Annotated in this window: 17 protein-coding genes; 11 read left to right on the top strand and 6 right to left on the bottom strand. The window is 31.6% G+C overall.

Annotated features, from left to right (window positions below):
• Positions 1 to 75 precede the first annotated feature (75 nt).
• A complete protein-coding gene (locus N5D90_RS11485; protein ID WP_280062517.1) occupies positions 76 to 2208 on the bottom strand; it encodes a Tex family protein in 2133 nt (710 codons plus the stop codon).
• A gap of 341 nt (positions 2209 to 2549) precedes the next feature.
• Between N5D90_RS11485 and N5D90_RS11480 the strand changes: the two genes are divergently transcribed.
• Both N5D90_RS11480 and N5D90_RS11475 read left to right on the top strand, forming a co-directional pair.
• Entirely contained in the window at positions 2550 to 2993 is a 444-nt protein-coding gene (locus N5D90_RS11480) for a thioesterase family protein (RefSeq protein ID WP_280062516.1), read from the top strand.
• A 54-nt stretch (positions 2994 to 3047) separates the two neighbouring features.
• On the top strand, positions 3048 to 4253 hold the full coding sequence (locus N5D90_RS11475) for an RsmB/NOP family class I SAM-dependent RNA methyltransferase (RefSeq protein ID WP_280062515.1): 1206 nt from the start codon (positions 3048 to 3050) through the stop codon (positions 4251 to 4253).
• A 63-nt stretch (positions 4254 to 4316) separates the two neighbouring features.
• On the opposite strand, the gene N5D90_RS11470 is transcribed toward N5D90_RS11475, so the two are convergent.
• The gene (locus tag N5D90_RS11470) at positions 4317 to 6470 is read right to left on the bottom strand and encodes an OmpA family protein (protein ID WP_280062514.1); all 2154 of its coding nucleotides are present in this window, start codon (positions 6468 to 6470) and stop codon (positions 4317 to 4319) included.
• A 289-nt stretch (positions 6471 to 6759) separates the two neighbouring features.
• Here N5D90_RS11470 and N5D90_RS11465 point away from each other — a divergent pair, with 289 nt between their 5' ends.
• From N5D90_RS11465 to mnmA, 3 genes are all read left to right on the top strand, one after another.
• Entirely contained in the window at positions 6760 to 7626 is an 867-nt protein-coding gene (locus N5D90_RS11465; protein WP_114999253.1) for a cupin-like domain-containing protein, read from the top strand.
• 165 nt (positions 7627 to 7791) lie between these two features.
• A complete protein-coding gene (locus tag N5D90_RS11460) occupies positions 7792 to 9108 on the top strand; it encodes a Na+/H+ antiporter NhaC family protein (RefSeq protein ID WP_114999255.1) in 1317 nt (438 codons plus the stop codon).
• 64 nt (positions 9109 to 9172) lie between these two features.
• Positions 9173 to 10366, top strand: a complete 1194-nt coding sequence (mnmA, locus tag N5D90_RS11455; protein WP_114999257.1) for a tRNA 2-thiouridine(34) synthase MnmA — start codon at positions 9173 to 9175, stop codon at positions 10364 to 10366.
• Between the two features lie 70 nt (positions 10367 to 10436).
• On the opposite strand, the gene N5D90_RS11450 is transcribed toward mnmA, so the two are convergent.
• Positions 10437 to 11207 (bottom strand): CDGSH iron-sulfur domain-containing protein, encoded by a 771-nt coding sequence (locus N5D90_RS11450; RefSeq protein ID WP_114999259.1) that lies wholly within the window; start codon positions 11205 to 11207, stop codon positions 10437 to 10439.
• Between the two features lie 163 nt (positions 11208 to 11370).
• On the opposite strand from N5D90_RS11450, the gene N5D90_RS11445 reads away from it, so the two are divergent.
• A complete protein-coding gene (locus tag N5D90_RS11445) occupies positions 11371 to 11850 on the top strand; it encodes a GNAT family N-acetyltransferase (protein WP_114999261.1) in 480 nt (159 codons plus the stop codon).
• Positions 11851 to 11853: 3 nt separating this feature from the next.
• Here N5D90_RS11445 and N5D90_RS11440 read toward each other — a convergent pair whose 3' ends face one another.
• Entirely contained in the window at positions 11854 to 12576 is a 723-nt protein-coding gene (locus N5D90_RS11440) for a YqjF family protein (protein WP_114999263.1), read from the bottom strand.
• Positions 12577 to 12666: 90 nt separating this feature from the next.
• On the opposite strand from N5D90_RS11440, the gene N5D90_RS11435 reads away from it, so the two are divergent.
• Positions 12667 to 13701, top strand: a complete 1035-nt coding sequence (locus N5D90_RS11435; protein ID WP_114999264.1) for an alpha/beta hydrolase — start codon at positions 12667 to 12669, stop codon at positions 13699 to 13701.
• Positions 13702 to 13758: 57 nt separating this feature from the next.
• On the opposite strand, the gene N5D90_RS11430 is transcribed toward N5D90_RS11435, so the two are convergent.
• A complete protein-coding gene (locus N5D90_RS11430; protein ID WP_115001978.1) occupies positions 13759 to 14250 on the bottom strand; it encodes a metallophosphoesterase in 492 nt (163 codons plus the stop codon).
• Positions 14251 to 14284: 34 nt separating this feature from the next.
• Here N5D90_RS11430 and truA point away from each other — a divergent pair, with 34 nt between their 5' ends.
• The 4 genes from truA to N5D90_RS11410 all read left to right on the top strand — a co-directional run bounded on the left by truA (position 14285) and on the right by N5D90_RS11410 (position 18367).
• Positions 14285 to 15040, top strand: a complete 756-nt coding sequence (gene truA, locus N5D90_RS11425; RefSeq protein WP_115001980.1) for a tRNA pseudouridine(38-40) synthase TruA — start codon at positions 14285 to 14287, stop codon at positions 15038 to 15040.
• Complete coding sequence (locus N5D90_RS11420) at positions 15027 to 16787, top strand: ABC transporter ATP-binding protein (RefSeq protein ID WP_260392414.1); 1761 nt, start codon at positions 15027 to 15029, stop codon at positions 16785 to 16787. Before truA ends, N5D90_RS11420 begins: the two co-directional genes overlap by 14 nt.
• Positions 16788 to 16864: 77 nt before the next feature.
• Positions 16865 to 17281 (top strand): hypothetical protein, encoded by a 417-nt coding sequence (locus tag N5D90_RS11415; RefSeq protein WP_280062513.1) that lies wholly within the window; start codon positions 16865 to 16867, stop codon positions 17279 to 17281.
• Between the two features lie 135 nt (positions 17282 to 17416).
• Entirely contained in the window at positions 17417 to 18367 is a 951-nt protein-coding gene (locus N5D90_RS11410; protein WP_038333906.1) for a LysR substrate-binding domain-containing protein, read from the top strand.
• A 60-nt stretch (positions 18368 to 18427) separates the two neighbouring features.
• On the opposite strand, the gene N5D90_RS11405 is transcribed toward N5D90_RS11410, so the two are convergent.
• Positions 18428 to 19546: a calcium:proton antiporter gene (locus tag N5D90_RS11405; RefSeq protein ID WP_038333912.1), complete on the bottom strand. Its 1119-nt coding sequence runs from the start codon at positions 19544 to 19546 to the stop codon at positions 18428 to 18430.
• Between the last annotated feature and the right edge of the window lie 180 nt (positions 19547 to 19726).

Here is a 19726-nt window from a genome sequence, read left to right as displayed (position 1 = left end):
TTTCTGCTCAAAAAATAATAAAATCAAAAAGGCAATCTAACGAAAGATTGCCTTTTAATTTTGAAATTATTTTCCTTAATCAATCAAAGATAATTGAATTTTACGTTTTTCTGTATCAATTCCAATTACGGTTACTTCAACTTGTTGACTTAAATGCACTTTTGAATTCACATCAGAAATAAATTCATTCGAAATTTTAGAAATATGAATTAAGCCATTTTCTTTAATTCCTATATCTACAAAACAACCAAAATTAGTAATATTGTTGATAATTCCAGGAACTTTCATGCCCAATTGCAAATCTTCGAATTTCTTTAATCGTTGATCGAAACTAAAAACTTTGGCTGTAGAACGCGGATCTAAACCAGGTTTTTCGAGTTCCTTTTTAATATCTTCTAAAGTTGGTAAACCTACTTTTTCTGTAATATATTTTGTCAAATCAAGTTGATTAATCAATTCTTTATTCTGAATCAAATCTTTCAAATCAACTTTCAAATCTTTCGCCATTTTCTCTACAAGAGCATATGATTCTGGGTGAACAGCAGAATTATCTAACGGATTTTTTGCATTCGGAATTCGTAAAAAAGCAGAAGCTTGCAAGAATGCTTTTTCGCCCAAACGAGGAACTTTTAGTAAATCTTTTCTCGAATTAAAAGCACCATTTTCGCTTCGATATTCTACAATATTTTCAGCCATTTTTTCGCCAATTCCAGCGACATAATTTAGCAAATGTTTGCTTGCCGTGTTCAGATTTACACCAACTTTGTTCACACAGAAAGAAACAACATCATCCAACTCATTTTTCAATAAAGTTTGATCGACATCATGTTGATACTGACCAACTCCAATCGATTTTGGCTCTATTTTTACCAACTCTGCCAAAGGGTCTTGTAAACGACGGCCTATAGAAACAGCGCCACGAACAGTAACATCTTTATCTGGAAATTCGTCGCGCGCAATTTTAGAAGCCGAATAAACCGAAGCACCAGCTTCATTCACAACAAAAACTTTTAGTGGACGATCAAATGCAATGTTCTGTACCAAATTTTCTGTCTCGCGAGAAGCCGTTCCATTTCCTATCGAAATTGCGTCAACATTATAAGCATTGACAAGCGATTTTAGTTTTTTGATAGCTTGTATTTTTTCATTTTGTGGCGCATGTGGATAAATATTTTCGTTGTGCAACAAATCACCTTGTTCATCTAAAACAACCACTTTACACCCCGATTTGTAACCAGGATCTATTGCCAAAATTCGTTTTTGTCCCAAAGGTGGTGCTAAAAGCAATTGATTTAAGTTTTTCGAAAAAACATTAATCGATGTTTCATCTGCTTTTTGTTTTGCCTCTTTCAACACTTCATTTGAGATTGAAGGAGCCAAAAGTCGTTTGTACGCATCTTTTATAGCTTCTTCAATAACCCAAGAAACTTCTGGTTGAATAGATTTGATCAACGTGTACTCCAAAAATTTGAAGGCTTCTTTTTTATCAATTGATACATTTACTTTCAAGAAATTTTCATTTTCGCCACGTAAAATAGCCAATAATCGATGAGAAGCAATTTTTTTCAATGGTTCTTCGTATTCAAAATAATTCGAATATTTAGCCGAATCTTCATCATCTATTTTAGATTTGACTAATTTACTTTCAATCAAAGCAGATTTTCTGAAAATATCTCGTAATCGATGACGCACATACTCATTTTCATTGATCCATTCCGCAATAATATCTTGTACACCTGCAAAAGCATCTTCGATACTTGTCACATCTTCATTCAGATATTTTTTTGCTAAATCATCTAAATCAGGAATATTATTTTGTTTCATGATGATTTTCGCCAAAGGCTCTAAACCTTTTTCTTTCGCAATTGTCGCACGTGTTTTTTTCTTCTTTTTATAAGGAAGATATAAATCCTCTAATTGGACCAAATCAAAACTTTTCTGAATACGTTGTTGTAATTCATTATTCAATTGATTTTGTTCTTCTAATGTTTTTAAAATAAATTCTTTTCGAGAAACAATTTCATTGAATTGATTTTGCAGTTTTTTTATAGCAGAAATTTGAACTTCATCAAGATTTCCTGTGACCTCTTTTCTATATCTTGCAATAAAGGGTATGGTGTTATCTTCATTCAAACAATTTATGGTATTGTTGATTGATTTTTCTGAAATAGAATTAAGATGTTGATGAATGTATTGAATCAAATTCATGTTAAAAGTTTGGCCTTGCAAATTACTATTTTTCACAAACATAAAAAATAGCATGTTTTATTTATATAGGTCGTATTTAATAGAGTGCTTTTTTTATATAATAATCTAATATTTAGAGTTTTTAATATCAGTCTTATTTTAAATAAAAAAGAATAATAAAAATTTTCTAAAAAGTTTTGGTGTTTATTAAATTATTTCTAAATTTGACCTCAGGTAGTAGAGAGTAAGATTGATTTTTTTTAATGTTAAATTTATACTTACCAGTGTAAGTTTTTTTTAAAATCAATTGGGTTTAAGCTGAGGAGCTTAAACCCGTTTTTTTTTATACAACTTTCTTATCTTTGAGCAAATATATCTACAAAATGGCTCGTATAAAATTAGATTTTTCAGACAAATTTTTATTTTCAACAATAATACCAGTACGCATAACTGATCTCAATTATGGAAATCATTTGGCAAACGATAAAGTATTGTCCATTATACATGAATCGCGAATTCAGTTTTTTCAACATTATGGCTATTCGGAATTAGATTTTGGAGGTGTAAGTGTGATTATGGGTGATGTTGCGATTGAGTATAAAAATCAAGCTTTTTATGGTGATGAATTGTTGATTGAGATTGGTGTGCAAGATTTTTCGCGTGTTAGTTTTGATGTAATCTATAAAATTTCTACAAAAGATAAATTAATTGCAAAAGCGAAAACAGGAATGGTTACCTTCGATTATCAGCAAAATAAAGTGGTTGAGGTTCCTCAAAAGATAAAAGATCTTTTTGAAGTTGTATAATCTTATAAATTAATTACGCTAATCATTTAAGTCTTTGTAAATTTGCACCGAGTTATGAAGATTTTACCATATAAAAATTTATTTGTCGGAATTACCGACACATTGCAACAAATTTTCTTCGAAGGAAAATATGCAGATAAAGAAGTTGAGCGAACATTGAAATCGAACAAGCAATGGGGAGCGCGTGATCGTGCTTTTATTGCCGAAACGGTTTACGATTTAGTTCGTTGGAAACGTTTGGTTGAAGGTGCAATGAGTCGTCCGCTTTCTCCTGATACAATTTGGGAGTTTGTTGGAACTTGGTTTGCTTTAGATCCAGAACAAACGTTACCAAAATGGGAAGAATTTCAAAAAATCTATCCAAAAGAAGTCTTGAAAAGACATCACAACTCGTCTAAAAATGTTGCGGTTGCAGAATCGTATCCTGATTGGATGTTCGAGTTAGGAGAGAAGTCTTTGGGAAATCGTTGGTTAGATGAAGTGCATGCAATGAACTCGCAAGCGCCAACAGTTTTACGTGTAAATTCATTGAAAACAGATCGTAAAACATTGCAAAAAGCGTTGAAAGAGCGTAGAATAAAAACGAAAGTTTTATCGAAATATCAAGATGCTTTAGAGCTTGAAGAGAAAACAAATATTTTTCGTACAGATGAATTTCAGAATGGTTGGTTCGAAGTTCAAGATGCAGGGTCGCAATTAATCGCGCCATATTTACGTGTTCAACCAGGAATGCGTGTGGTAGATGCTTGTGCTGGTGCAGGAGGAAAAACATTGCATTTAGCTGCTTTGATGGAAAACAAAGGGCAAATTATTGCAATGGATTTGTACGATTGGAAATTGAAAGAATTGAAACGTCGTGCAAAACGTAACAATGTACAAAATGTACAAACAAAGGTGATTGAGGCAAAAACAATCAAGCGTATGGAGAACTCTGCTGATCGCTTGTTGATAGATGCGCCTTGTTCTGGAATGGGAGTTTTGAAACGTAATCCTGACGCGAAATGGAAATTGAGACCAGAATTTATTGACGAAATTTTAGCAACGCAAGAAAAAATCTTAGCTGATTATTCTAAAATTATTAAAGTTGGTGGAATGATGGTTTATGCAACTTGTTCTATTTTACCACAAGAAAATGAGCAGCAAGTAGAAAAATTCTTAAAGAATAATCCAAATTATAAAATGGTTTCAGATAAAATGCATTATCCATCTCAAACTAATTATGATGGATTTTACATGGCTTTGATTGAAAGAATTTCTTAAGCTGTTAATTATTATAAGATACAGAAGACTAAGTGAAAGCTTGGTCTTTTTTTGTTACAATAATTATTTTATCCTAAATCTAACTCGTCTATTCTCAAAATTTTTCCAATCAATACAATTTGTGGCAGGATTACATTCTTTGTATTTCAAATCCGAAAAACCTTTGGCAGAAATTGAAAATAGATTTTTATTCAGACCTTTTTCTACCAAATAATTCAATACAGCATTTGCTCTTCGTTGTGATAAATCGAAATTGTAAGATTCTGTTCCAACTGCGTCTGTGTGACCTTCGATGATAAAATGAAGCGATGTATTTCGTTTCATAATTGCAACAACTTCATTCAATTTTGGATAATCAATCGCTCTGATTTCAGCTTTATCAAAATCAAATTCGACTGTTTCCATTAAATAATTGGAATAATCTTGAACATAATTTCCAATCTTTTTATCACTCAAATTACTTTCAGGACAACCATTTCCAAAACGATTTCCTTTTATATAAGGACATTCGTCTTCGATATCCATCACGCCATCGCCATCTGTATCATAATCATTGTTGTAATTTTCTACATTTCCTTCTTGAATCAATAAATTATAAGGTGTTGAAATGTTAAATTCAGTTCCAATTTTTTCAATTTCTTTTCGATATCGTCCATCTTTTTTGCACATTTCACCGCAACGTCCTTCATCTTTTAAGAGATAATCGATCTTTTGTTTTGCCCAATAAAACTTAATTGCTTCTGTAAATTCACTTGGATTTGGTTGTTTAATCTCAAAGTTTTGAGTGAAATTTTGGTTGGATTGATTACCAATAATTTCTATTTTTTTTGGATAACGAAGATTACAATCGCGCGAAACAAAATTGACCGAATTTTGAGCTAAATATGTATTGAAATTCTTCGGAAACGTTTCGTTGAGGTTGATTTGCGAGGATTGAACTTTAAGATGATAAATAGAAGAATTTAAAACAGCTTGCTGAAATTGAGTTGTTTTTTGATTCAATTCCTTTGGTTCATTGATCGTAATCGGAAGCGTTCCTGTTGCCAAACTTATGAAATTCATCGCTCGATAATCCAATTCTTTTCCAATTCCTAAAGTTATAAATTGTGTGTCTTTTGCATAATTTCGAAGTGAATTGTAAACAGTTTCATTCAAATTCATTGCTCCATCCGATATAATTGTAATGATTCGTTTATAGTTTTTATCAAAAGGATTTTTCTGAATTTGCTCTATTGCTTCGTCCAATAATTTTTCGCCAGTTCCATTCAAAGAATTAATTTTTTCTAAAGCTAAATTGATATTTTCTTTGGTTGGAAATTGAGAAGAATTAAAAATTAATTCATTTTTTGTGGAATAAACCAACACATTAAATTTATCTGTTTCGGTTAAATTTGGTAAAATTTGATTCATCAACTTTTTAACAGTTTCAATTGGTTGATTCATCATTGATCCAGAAGTATCTAAAACAAATAAAAATTCTCGCGAAGCTTTATATTTAGAAGGATTATTTGCTGGTTCAATTGATCCTAAAATATAATCGCAACCATTTTCGGTAAATGTTTCAATTCCGGTTTGTAGTTCATTTTTTGTATAAGCATATTGAAGAGTTGGAATCTTTTTATCCGAATTTTTTGAAACATAATTTCGATCATTTTCCTTTGAAAACTTTAAATCAGAAACAATTTTTGAAATCGGGAAATTTCCAGAAAGATGAATATTTGAATTTATGTTTTTCGGAAAACCATTCAATTGATTGTTCCAACGATGAATTTGCGTAAAAGATTCTGTTCGTTTGACGATAAATTCTGGAAACGAAACTTGATAATTAAAACTATTTTCTTCAACAATTTTCGAAACTTTTAGCTGAATTTTTAGTATAGTATTCGCAGGAATTTTTCCTAAATCTAATTGTAAAACTTGATTGTTGTGTTGATTTTTAAAAATAGTTGAAGCATCAATATTTTTTAACTCTTTTCGAATATCTACGATCGATTTGGATTGAATTTCGAAAATTTTATCATTTACAAAAGCTTTTAATTCGTACACATTTTGCGAAGGCTGATAAGGATAAATAAATTTAGCCGAAATATCTTCCGAAGAATTGTTCAGAAAAGTAAAAGTATGACTCAAATTTCCCAATAAATGATGAAAATTGTAGTTATTTTCGAGAGAAATTGCATCTATTTTTTCAAAATCTTCCTCATTTTTAAGTTCCAAATACGGAAAAATTTGCTGTGCACAACAAAATGTATTCAGTAGAATAAAAAAAATGGAAAAAAATAGATTTTTTGCGTTCAACGAATCAATTTTAAAAATTCAATGTAAAGATAATGAAAGAATTGATGTGTTTTCTATCATAAGTTATTGTAAAGTTTAATGTATATTTAATAAATTATCAAATCAGAAATAATTATTCAATCATATCTAAAAAAGATTGGTTTAATAATTGCATCATTCAGATTTAATAAAAAAGTTAAGTAAATTTGCACTTTATTTTACATAAAAGATGAATTTTAATTTCACAGAAGTTGAAAGAGTAGAAAGTATTTCTGCAAAAGATTTTCAGAAATATTACGTTAAACCTCAAAAACCAGTTGTAGTAGAGCGAATTACAGAGGATTGGCCTGCGTACGAAAAGTGGAATTTTGAGTATATAAAACAAGTTGCAGGCGACAAGGTTGTTCCTTTATATAATAATGATCCGGTTGATTATACGAAGAAAGTAAATGAGCCAGTTGCAAAGATGAAAATGTCTGAATATGTGGATTTGCTGCAAAGTGAGCCGACAGATTTGCGTATATTTTTGTACAATTTGATGAGTCAAGTTCCGCAATTACAACAAGATTATAAAATGCCAGATTTGGGTTTGAATCTTTTCAAATCGATGCCAATGTTATTTTTTGGAGGTGAAGGATCGAATGTTTTTATGCATTATGATATCGATTTAGCGAATATTTTGCATTTTCATTTTGCAGGAAAAAAACGTTGTATTATTGTTCCGCCGGAGGATTCGAAGTATATGTACAAAATTCCACATTCGGTAATTTGTCGAGAAGATATTGATTTTGATAATCCTGATTTTGATAAATGGCCAGCGTTGAAACATATTAATCCGATGGTTGCAGACCTAAAACACGGAGAAATGCTATATATGCCAGAAGGTTGGTGGCATTACATGAAATATTTGACGCCAGGTTTTTCGATGAGTTTGCGTTCGTTAGCACATAAACCAAAGCATTTATCAGAAGCTATTTATAATGTTTTTTTGATGCGTACGTATGATAATATTATGCGAAAAATAAAAGGTCAGGCTTGGATTCTTGAAAAAAATGAACGTGCAATTACGCAAACAAATAAATTAATTGCGAAATAAAAATACAATTTTTAGAAAATTTTTCTAAATGAAGGAATGTCTATCGAAAGATGTTCCTTTTTTTATTCTACTGTCCTAAAAACTTATAAATCAATAAATATTTGATTTTCATATTTTAAAATTTCGATAGATATTTGCAGAATATTTTTCTGAATTTTTAGTAATATGATCATAAAAAAAGGAAATTTTTGGGCTTTATTGCCTTTAATCATTTTCATACTTGTCTATTTTTCGGCATCTATTTATCTGAACGATTTTTACTCTGTTCCAGCATTGGTTGTTTTCATGTTGGCACTCGTAATTGCATTTGTTCAGTTCCCTAAGGTTTCATTTCATACAAAAGCAGAAGCTTTTTGTAAGAATGCAGGAGAGGAAACGATAATGTTAATGATTTTAATTTTTCTTCTCGCTGGAGCTTTTGGAAGTTTAGGGTCTACAATTGGAGCGGTAGAATCAACAGTAAATTTATTCTTGAATTATCTTCCTTCTTCCTTTATTGTAGCAGGTTTTTTCTTGTTGTCTTGCTTTATTGCGACAGCTTTGGGAACATCGGTTGGAACAATTGTAACTGTTGCGCCAATTGCAGTACAAATGGATAAAATGATTCCAGGTTCTATGCCAATTTTGTTAGGCGCAGTGGTTGGTGGAGCGATGTTTGGCGATAATTTATCGTTTATTTCTGATACAACGATTGCTGCAACACGTACGCAAGAAGTGAGCATGAAATCTAAATTTAAAACTAATTTTAGAATAGTAGTTCCAGCAGCTATTGTTTCGACGATTATATATTTTTCACTTTCTCAACATTTTGACACAACCAATTTCCAAGGAAAACAGTTAGATTTTGACTTGATTTTAGTTTTACCTTATCTATTAGTTTTTGGACTTGCAATGTCTGGAATTAATGTGATTTGGGCTTTAATTGTAGGAATTCTATCGTTTCTTGGAATTGGTTTGTTCTATTCAGGTGTTCCTTTACTAGACTTAGTTTCTTCTATTAATGAAGGTTTCAAAGGAATGTTTGAGTTGAGTATTATTTGTTTAATCATTGGCGGAATTGTTGGAATTATTCGTCTAAATGGTGGATTAGATTTTATTATTTATCATTTGACCAAAAATATCAAAACAAAACGTCAAGCCGAGATGAGTATTGCGTCGCTTACAGCTTTGGCAAATGCTTGTTTAGCAAACAACACGATTACAATTTTGATTTGCGGTAAAATAGCAAAAGATATTTCTGATCATCATGATTTGGAAGGAAAACGTGTGGCAAGTATTTTGGATACGGTTTCGTGTTTTGTACAAGGAATCTTACCTTATGGTGCGCAAGTTTTAGCGGCTGTTGCTGCTGCAAATGCAGTATCTAAAGTGACAAAAGTTTCTTCTGTAGATGTTTTATCTAATTTATATTATCCGTTTTTAACTGGAATTTGTACCCTTATTTTTATCTTATTTTTTCAACCAAAATCATTCAAAAAATAGATTGATGTAGGATAATCATTCGTCGAATATTATTTTATAACTTTGTAGACTGAAATTTTTTAAGATGAAAAGAGTTGTCGTAGGACTTTCTGGAGGAGTAGATTCAAGTGTTACAGCCTATTTGCTAAAAGAGCAAGGTTATGATGTGATCGGATTATTTATGCGTAATTGGAACGATGCATCGGTAACGTTGGAAGATGAATGCCCATGGATAGAAGATAGTGCAGACGCTTTGTTGGTAGCTAAAAAATTAGATATTCCTTTTCAGGTCATTGATATGTCTGATTCGTACAAAGAACGTATTGTAGATTATATGTTCAATGAATACGAGCAAGGAAGAACACCAAATCCTGATGTGTTATGTAACCGAGAAATTAAGTTCGATTTGTTTTTGAAAACAGCTTTAGAACTTGGAGCAGATTACGTTGCAACAGGACATTATGCACGAAAAACTTCTACAATTGATGAAAATGGAAAAGAGATTTTTCAATTGTTAAAAGGTAATGATAACAATAAAGATCAATCGTATTTCTTGTGTCAATTGTCGCAAGATCAATTAAGCAAAGCATTATTCCCAATTGGAGATATAGAAAAACCAGAAGTAAGAAGAATTGCGCAAGAGCAAGGCTTGGTTACAGCGAATAAGAAAGATTCGCAAGGTTTATGTTTTATTGGAAAAGTTAGTTTACCCGAATTTTTGCAACAACAATTAAAACCAAAAGAAGGTGTAATTGTAGAAATAGCCAAAGATTGGAACGGATATAAAAGAGAAATTCCAACTTTTGCAAATAAATATGAAGCATTAGATTTCGAAGCAAAAGGTTTCTCATATAAACAAGAAGATGGAGAAATTGTAGGTAAACATCAAGGTGCGCATTATTTCACTCGCGGTCAACGAAAAGGATTGGGAGTTGGAGGAAAAGTAGAACCTTTGTTTATTATTGATACAGATGTAGAGACAAATGTTATTTACACAGGTCAAGGTGCTGATCATTCAGGTTTATTGAAGAAAGCATTGTTTATAAAAGAGGAAGAAGTACATTGGGTTCGAGAAGATTTAACTTTAAAAACAGACGATACAATGGAAGTGATGGCACGTATTCGTTACCGTCAACCTTTGCAAAAAGCAATTTTACACAAAGCTGAAAACGGAATGTATGTCGAGTTTGAAAATCCTCAATCTGCGATTACAGAAGGTCAATTCTGTGCTTGGTATGTTGATGACGAACTTTTAGGTTCTGGTGTAATTAATAACTAAAAATATAAACATCATTATTATACAAAACGCTCAAGAAAATCTTGAGCGTTTTTATGTTAATATCATTTTATTAAAAAACTTTTCCGTCTGCTTTTGGTTGTTTTGATAAGCCATCTTGAAATCTCATCGAAGCATGTGTTCCATCACAAAAAGGCTTATTAGAAGATTGTCCACAACGGCAAATTGTTTGTCGATTTCGCAACTCGTAATATTCGCCATTCGCACTTTTTAGCGGAATTCCTCCCCATAACGCATAAGGACCGCTCAAATCATTCGCAACATCTTCAATAATTCCAACAGAAGCTGAGGTGTTATCGTCTTCGATTGGTTGATTATTCTCATCCCAAACAATCAATCGTCCAGAAGGACAATGATGCGCCATTTCAACACTCAAATCAACAGAGTTTTGTGTAGAATCTTCAACTTGATTCCAAATGCGTTTTCCATTATCACAAAATCGAGCAAAAGCACATAATTTTTCATCATCACTAAGCGAAACAACAGGTCCTTCTATAACTTCTGCAGTTAATAATTCGGGATTAAAAGTTGCTCTTTCAGTTAAATCCACACCATTTTCTGCTGCTTTTTTATGCGAACCATCACAATAAGGTTTGTGCTGAGATAATCCACAACGACAAAGATAAGTTGCATCCTTTGCTTCAAATTCTTCACCTTCTTGGTAATTGACAGAAGTTCCTTGCTGATTTGGAACGATAAATTGCTGCACAACTTTAGGTTTTCCGTGCAGTAAATAAGGTCCATTTTCTGTGACTTCTATATAGATACCATCAGAGTTTTGAGTTGTCCCGATTTGAATATTTAACTTATTTTGATTATCCATAATTGTAGATTTTAGATTGAAATTATCTACAATTTAAAAAGTATTTTAGTTAGAATGATTTTAAATTTTTATTGATAATTCATTAAAATTTAATAGATAAACCTTGTTGTTTTTATATAGGATTTAGAATGTTTTAATTACTTTTATTTGAAAATAATCATCCATGTCAATAATTCAACTCAAACATACAGAAACCAAACATTACGATGCTTTGTTATATAATTTGCCAGAAGACCAAATTCCTTTTACAGCCTTGCCTAGCGAGACTTTTGAGCGTTTGAAATTACGCACAGATGGACATGCAAAACCAATTACAATTTTGTTAGATGAAGAACCAATTGGTTTTTTTGTGTTAGATTATGGTGACGATAAATTGGAGATGACGAATAATACGAATTCGTTGTTGTTGCGCTCTCTATCGATAAATCCTGAATTTCAAGGAAAAGGTTACGGAAAAATTTCTATGAGTTTGATGGATGATTTTGTAAAAGATAATTTTCCTACAATTGATGAATTGGTTTTAGCGGTTAATTTCAAAAATAAATCAGCATATGATTTGTATCTAAAAGTTGGTTATATAGATGATGGTTCTCAACGAGAATGGTTTAATGAAATGCAACATTTGTTGAGAAAGAAAATTTAATTGTTAAACTTTTTCCTTCTCCCAAGCGACAACTTGCACACCTTCTGAATAATGCACTAAATCTGGTCTCGAATCGATATTTAAGTTTTGAAGCTGATAATCAATCGTTAAAAATTCTAATTCAAGTTGATTGATTTTCCATGGTAAATGCTGGATTTCATAACGAAACAATTGATCGTTATCTTCTAAATACAAACAATATCGTTCAGTCAAAAATAAATCCAATTCACTTTTGTGTTTTACTTGCATTCCAACATGGAAATCCGCTAATAAAGAGAAATTTCGTTTGGGATGATTGGCTTGATAAGAATTTTCGGTTCTATTGATGTTCGATTTTTCGTAAGGCAAACCTGACAATGATTTTGCTAAAATTGCAGAAAATAATTTTTCAGCTTCAATAGATAAAAAATAAACACCAGGTTTTCCATTTTTCGTTACATAAGTTCTTAAATTAATTTCATCAAAATCAGAAATAGGAGAGAATGCAGGCAAAAAGCGAGGTCGAATTTTTTCCATTGTAAATGCGACAAGCGAGACCCAAGCAGAATCATTTATTTCATCAATTTCTAAATCTTTTGGAACTAATTCTCTCAAAATTTCTTTGTCAATTTTGTAATGAAAAAATAGCGCTTTGTTCCACTCTTGATAATATTTCCACGATTTTGAAGGATATTGCCAAGCACGATGATTTGTTTCGGCTAAAATTTGTTTGATTGTATATTTCACTTAAAACCTTGTTAAACTTATGGTTGAAGGTACAAAATCTATTGCGAAATAAATAAAATTGTAGTTACTTCGCATACCAATTTTTATCATATGAAAAACTTGTTTTATATCTTCGTGATTAGTTTTTTAACGTCATGTGCAGCAATACATAATGTGCCAACTTCTCAGAATCCAAATAATTTTATTCAACCGAATACAACAAGTTCTTTTGTGGATCAAAACGGAAATTTTTACCCAGATAATTGGTTGAAATCGTATGGTAAACCTCCTAAAAATGCAAGTCGTAGAGATTATTCGTTGATGAAAATTGCGACTGAAAGTAACTTTCAAAATCAATTAACTTCTTATGAAAGTTTGCGTTTGAAAAATATTGAAAAAAGAGTTAAAAATAAGAACCGTGTCATCATTTTTGTGCATGGAATTGACAATGATTATTTGTTTAGCCTAAAAAATTACAACAAAGCCAAAACTTATATGAATATTAATTCTTCGAATGATGAGGTAATTAATTTTTATTGGGATGGATTGGTGAACGAAAGTCTTTTTGGAGCAGCAAAAGTTTGGGTAAGTGCAACGACAAATAGCCAAATGGCGGGCGTTTTTGGACTTCGTAGAATTTTGAATGTCATTCATAACAAAGATGTTTATTTGATTTCGCATAGTCGTGGCGCATCGGTTGTTTTGAGTTCGTTGGTGAATCCTTCGTTGCGCGAAAGTGAGATAAAACGTGCTGAAAATGCGCATCATGTCGATTTTACGAATGCAGAAACGTTGTTAGAAAATAATAATAAAATTTACAGTATTATGTTGGCGCCTGCAATTGGAAAAGTTGATTTTACGTTGGATAATAATCAATTAAAAACGTTTACACCTCAGTTAAAACGCATGCATATCACGATAAATGATACGGATTATGTATTAGGGAAAGGAAAGATTGGGTTTTTATCTCGAAGTTTGATTGCGACAGATTTTGGTTACAAAAAAGATTTGTTTGATGAACTTTCTAAAAATTATACATTCTTAGAAGAAACGGATTTTTCTGGACAAGATTCGCACGAATTTAGAGAATATATCACTAATCCGAAGTTTATTACTATTCTGAAAGAATTTAAGTTGGCGAAATAAAGCGAGGTTAGATGTGCGAAATACGAATCTCGAAACTCGAGCTACGAATCTCGCAAATCATTTCTTAAACTCAATCACTTCTAAATTCTCGATTCTTCCTTTATTTAATTCAAAACGTAACATCGTACGAACTTTCTGAAAACCGTGTTTACCAACAGCGCCTGGATTCATATGAATTAAACCCAATTGTTTATCAGGCATCACTTTTAGTATATGTGAATGTCCACAAATAAATAATTTCGGAGGATTTTCTGTGATTTCTTTTCGAATTGCAGGATTATATTTTCCTGGATAACCACCAATATGCGTAATCCAAACATCAACACCTTCTAACGTAAACCTGTTGTTGAGCGGGAATTCTGCGCGAGCTTTATTATCATCAATATTTCCATAGACAGCTCGCAAAGGTTTTATTTCAGCCAATTTATCGGTTACAGAAATATCGCCAATATCTCCAGCATGCCAAATTTCGTCCGCTTGTTGCGCATATTCCAAAATTCTATCGTCGATATAAGAATGCGTGTCCGAAAGTAAAAGAATTTTCTTCAAAAGGTTGTATTTTTGTTGCTCAAATTTACAACAATTGCGATATTTTTTAGAATTAGCATACAACGGAAAAAATTATTTTGGTTATCAAATTCAACCCAATCAAATTTCGGTTCAAGAAGTTATTGAAGATAGATTGTCTAAAATATTAAGAAAAGAAATTTCGATTGTCGGAGCAGGGCGTACAGATTCTGGTGTTCATGCGAAAAAGATGTTTATTCATTTTGATTATGAAGATGAATTATCGGTTGATTTAATCAAAAAATTAAATTCTTTTTTACCAAAAGACATCGCTGCTTATCGTTTATTTTTGATGGATGATGAAGCGCATGCGCGTTTTGATGCGACTTCGCGTTCGTACAATTATTTTATTTCACCTTTCAAAGATCCTTTTGCGTTTGATAGCGCTTGGATTTTTAACCGAGAATTGGATATTGAAAAAATGAATGAAGCAGCAAAATTGTTAATTAAGCAAGGAGATTTCGGAAGTTTTGCTAAATTACATACCGATGTGAAAACAAATATTTGCGATGTAAGAGAAGCGTTTTGGCGCAAAAATGAAAACGGACAATTGATTTTTCAAATCACTGCTGATCGTTTTTTGCGAAATATGGTGCGTGCAATTGTTGGAACATTAGTTGAGGTTGGGTTAGGAAGAATTTCTATCCACGATTTTGAAGAAATTATTGAACAAAAACAACGTTCTTCGGCAGGAGCTTCGGCGCCAGCGCAGGGTTTGTATTTGGTAGATGTTCAATATCCAAAAGAATTATTTAAAAATGAGTTCAAATAACGAAAATACATCGTTTGATTTTAATGGATTAAAACGTGTTTTACAAATCGGGGCGCAAAGCAAAGTGATGTTTTGGTCGGTGGTTTTTGTAGCGGTTTTTAGTGCGTGTTTTTCTGTTTATCGTCCCTATTTAACGGGAAATATCATCGATGATTATATTCAGACAAAAGATTTACCAGGGCTTCAAATGCAAATCGTGAAACTATCTTTGGTATTAGTTTTCGAAGGAATTTTGTCTTTTTTTATGGTTTATTTAGCGAATGTTGTTGCACAGCGAGTTATCCGTTTGTTGCGCGTTCGTTTGTATAATCATTTAATCAAATTCAAACTTGGGTATTTCGATAAAACGCCAAATGGAGTTTTGGTAACGCGTTCAGTTTCTGATATCGAAACGATTGCAGAGGTTTTCAATGATGGAATTTTAGTGATGTTAGGCGATGTATTGAAAATCGTTTTCATCGTTTTTGTGATGTATTGGATGAACTGGGTTTTGGCAACAGTTGTGATTGTGATTCTTCCGTTGATGATGATTATTACACGATTATTCCAAAAAGCATTGAAAAATGTTTACCAAGAAGAACGTACAATTGTGGCGAAGTTGAATACGTTTGTGCAAGAACGATTAACAGGAATGAATATTATTCAGGTTTTTAATCGTCAGCAAGCAGAATATGACAAATTCGTTTCGATTAATAATGATTTAAAGAAAAACTATCTAAAAACAGTTTTCTATTTTTCTTTAATGTTTCCTGTTGTCGATATTATTTCGGCTTTAGCAACGGGAAGTTTGATTTGGTTTGGAGGACTTAGAACAGCTGTTTATGGAGATGTTTCTGTCGGAGATTTGATTGCTTTTACACAATATGTTACGTTGTTAACTGCTCCAATGCGTGCAATAGCAGAGCGTTTCAATACTATTCAGCGTGGTTTGGTAGGAGCGGATCGTGTGTTCAAAATTATTGATGATGATCAAACGTTGCCAGATAATGGAACAATAAAATTGGATCATGTAAAAGGTAAAATCGATTTTGAAAATGTGAAATTTTCTTATGTTCCGAATAATTTGGTTTTGAAAGGAATTTCTTTTTCGACAAAACCAGGTGAAAAAATTGCAATTGTAGGTGCCACAGGTGCAGGAAAATCTACTATAATTAATTTATTGAGTCGTTTTTATGACATCGATTCTGGAACAATTAGAATAGATGATGTAAATATTCATGATATGGAATTGAAGAATTTACGTCAACACGTTGCAGTTGTTTTGCAGGATGTTTTCTTGTTTAATACAACGATTTATGACAATATTGTTTTAGGTAATAAAGATATTTCGTTGGAAGAAGTCCAAAATGCTGCGAAAATTATTGGAATTGATAATTTTATCATGTCACTACCAAAAGGTTATTACAGTGAGGTAAGCGAGCGTGGTTCGACACTTTCTGTAGGTCAGCGTCAATTGATTTCGTTTTTGAGAGCATATATTTATAATCCAGAGATTTTGGTGTTGGACGAGGCAACGTCTTCTATTGATACAGAGTCGGAAGAATTGATACAAAAAGCTACTGATAAGCTAACGCAAGGCAGAACTTCTATCATCATTGCGCATCGTTTAGCGACGATTCAAAATGCAGATAAAATTATTGTGATGGATAATGGAATGATTGTTGAGCAAGGTACACATAACGAATTGTTAGCTCAGAAAGGTTATTATGCCAATTTATATGAAGTCCAATTCTCGAAAGAAAATTAAAAATTTAACAGAAATAAATCGTTAGATTTGTTTAACTTGAACAATCAATAATATTAACTTTAAAACTCTAATTAAAAATGAAAAAATTATTTTTAGCTGCTGCAGTATTAGGTGTAGTTTCTTTATCTTCTTGTAAATCTGAAAAAGAAAAAGTAGATGCAAAAGTAGAAAATACGCAAGAAAATGTAGCAAATACAGTAGAAGAGCAAGTAGAAGCTGGAAAAGAGACAATGGATAAAGTTGCTGATGTAGCAAAAGATTTACCAACTTTCTCTGATCCAAAAATTACTGAATTTGTTGGGAAATACAACAAATGGGCTGCTGATATGAAATTAGCTGCAACTGCTGGTGATGCAAATAAATTAGCTGAATTGACAAAACAATCAGTAGATTTTCAAAAAGAATTACAAGGTTTTACTCAAACTTTGAAACCAGAAGATGCTAAAAAATTACAAGATTGGACAGCTGAAATTCAGAAACAATTAAACAAATAATTAAATTTATATTTAATGATAAGCTCGAATTTATTCGAGCTTTTTTTATGGATTAAATTATGATTTATGATATAGATTGATAATATAATAATGTATATCTTTATCACAAAAATTTATAGATATCAATTTTTATATATGACATTAGTACAATTACAATATGTGCTGGCAGTGGCTGAGCATAAGAACTTTACAATTGCTGCTGATAAATCCTTTGTAACTCAACCAACATTGAGTATGCAGATTCAGAAATTGGAAAAAGAATTGAATATTGATATTTTCGATAGAACATCGCATCCAATCAAAATCACTCAAATTGGAGAGAAAATTGTTGCGCAAGCAAAAACAATTTTAATGGAAGCTAACCGAATGAAACACTTGGTAAACGAAGAAAAAGGTTTATTAGAAGGTGATTTCATTATTGGTGTTATTCCTACTGTTTTACCTTCTTTGGTACCTTTATTTTATAAAACATTTCAGAAAAATAATCCGAAATCAAATCTTATTATCAAAGAATTGCAAACGGATAAAATTATAAAAGGAATAAAAGATGGTTCGTTGGATTTTGGTATTGTGGTTTCGCCACTTTTCGAAGATCAAATTATCGAAAAACCTCTTTATTATGAACCATTGGTGGCTTATGTGCCAAACGGGCATCGCTTATCTGACAAAGATAAAATCAATGAAGATGATCTAAACACTTCTGATTTATTAATCTTGCAAGAAGGACATTGTTTCAGAAATAATGTGTTGGCTTTATGTGATACTTCAAATCTAAAAAATCGTCCGATTAAGTTAGATTCAGGAAGTTTTGAAGCTTTAGTTAAATTAGCAAACGATGGATACGGAATGACTTTGTTGCCTGCTTTGGTTGCAGATGATTTGCCACAAGAATATAAGAAATTTGTCAAAAACTTTGAGTCGCCAGTTCCAACGCGAGAAGTTTCGTTGATTTTTCATCAATCTCAATTAAGAGATTCTTTCGAAAAAGAGTTAATCAATACAATTCAAAGTATTTTGAGAGGAAAAATATTCTTAGAAAAAGATCAAAAATTAGATTCGAATATGGTTTCTTTACCAAAAAAATAAAAACAAAAAACGACTCAAAATTTAATTTTGAGTCGTTTTTTTTATGTCTTTTAATTTCCTTTATGGAACTATTGTAGTAAATAAATACGTGGCAAAAAGTGTTAATAAAACAATTCCTTGCTGAATATTTGTTCGACCAGAATTTAATGATAAATAAACAGTGAACAAGGATAATACTAATAAGATAGATGATTTTGCATCTATTCCTAATGTAACTTCCAATCCTGTGAAATAACAAACAATTGCTACTGCAGGAATTGTTAATCCAATTGAAGCTAATGCAGAACCTAAAGCCAAGTTAAGACTTGTTTGTAAACGGTCTTGTTTTGCTGCTTTATATGCAGCTAAACCTTCTGGTAATAAGATAACTCCGGCAATTATAATTCCCACCAATGATTTTGGAGCGCCTAAATCCATCACAATTGTTTCGATGGTTGGCGATAATTTTTTTGATAACAAAACAACTGCACACAAAGCAACTAATAATAAAACCAAACTCGAAATCGTTGTAAGTAAATTTGGTTTTTCGACATGCAATTCTGATGTTACATTATCTTTGCTACTTTGTGGTAAGAAATAATCACGGTGACGAATGGTTTGGACGGAAATAAATCCGCCATATAAAATCAACGAAATAATTGCTACAAAAATTAATTGACTTGTCGAAAATTCTCCTCCTTTTTCTGAAGTTAAAAAATTAGGTAAAACTAAGGTTAATATAGATATTGCAACTAAAGTAATTAAAGCAGTTGAAACACCTTGTTTGATAAAATTTTGTTCTCTATAGCGAACTCCTCCAGCCAATAAACAGATTCCGATAATTCCGGTAAGAATGATCATTACAGCAGCAAAAACGGTATCTCTAGCCAAAACTGAAGGAAAGCCGGTAGGTTCGGACATCATTAATGAAACAATTAACGAAACTTCGATAACTGTAATGGCTAAGGCCAAAATAATGGTTCCGAAAGGTTCTCCAACTTTATGCGCTACAACTTCTGCGTGATGTACAGCTGATAAAACGGCTGAAATTAAAATGATTCCTAAGACTCCAGAAAACCACATCTGATCTTTAAATCCTTCGGCTATAGTTAGTGAAAATATGGCAAGAATGGGACAGATAATTGTCCAGTAGGGTAAAGCTAAATTGAATTTTTTTGAAAGAAAATTATCTACGTGCATTAATTATGAGGTTTTGGATTTTTACAAATTTAATAAATAATATTGATAATTATTATGTATAATTATCATAAATAATAATAATTATAACATTTAATTATCATAAATATTAATAGTTATTTCAATAATTGAGTAAAAATAACCTTTTTAACTAATGATTATCATACCTCTACTATCAATAAA

The sequence above is a fragment of the Empedobacter sp. GD03797 genome, from assembly GCF_029842105.1.
GTDB lineage: Bacteria > Bacteroidota > Bacteroidia > Flavobacteriales > Weeksellaceae > Empedobacter > Empedobacter falsenii_C.
Note: the sequence above shows the minus strand (reverse complement) of the source record. Positions and strands in the feature narration are given on the sequence as shown.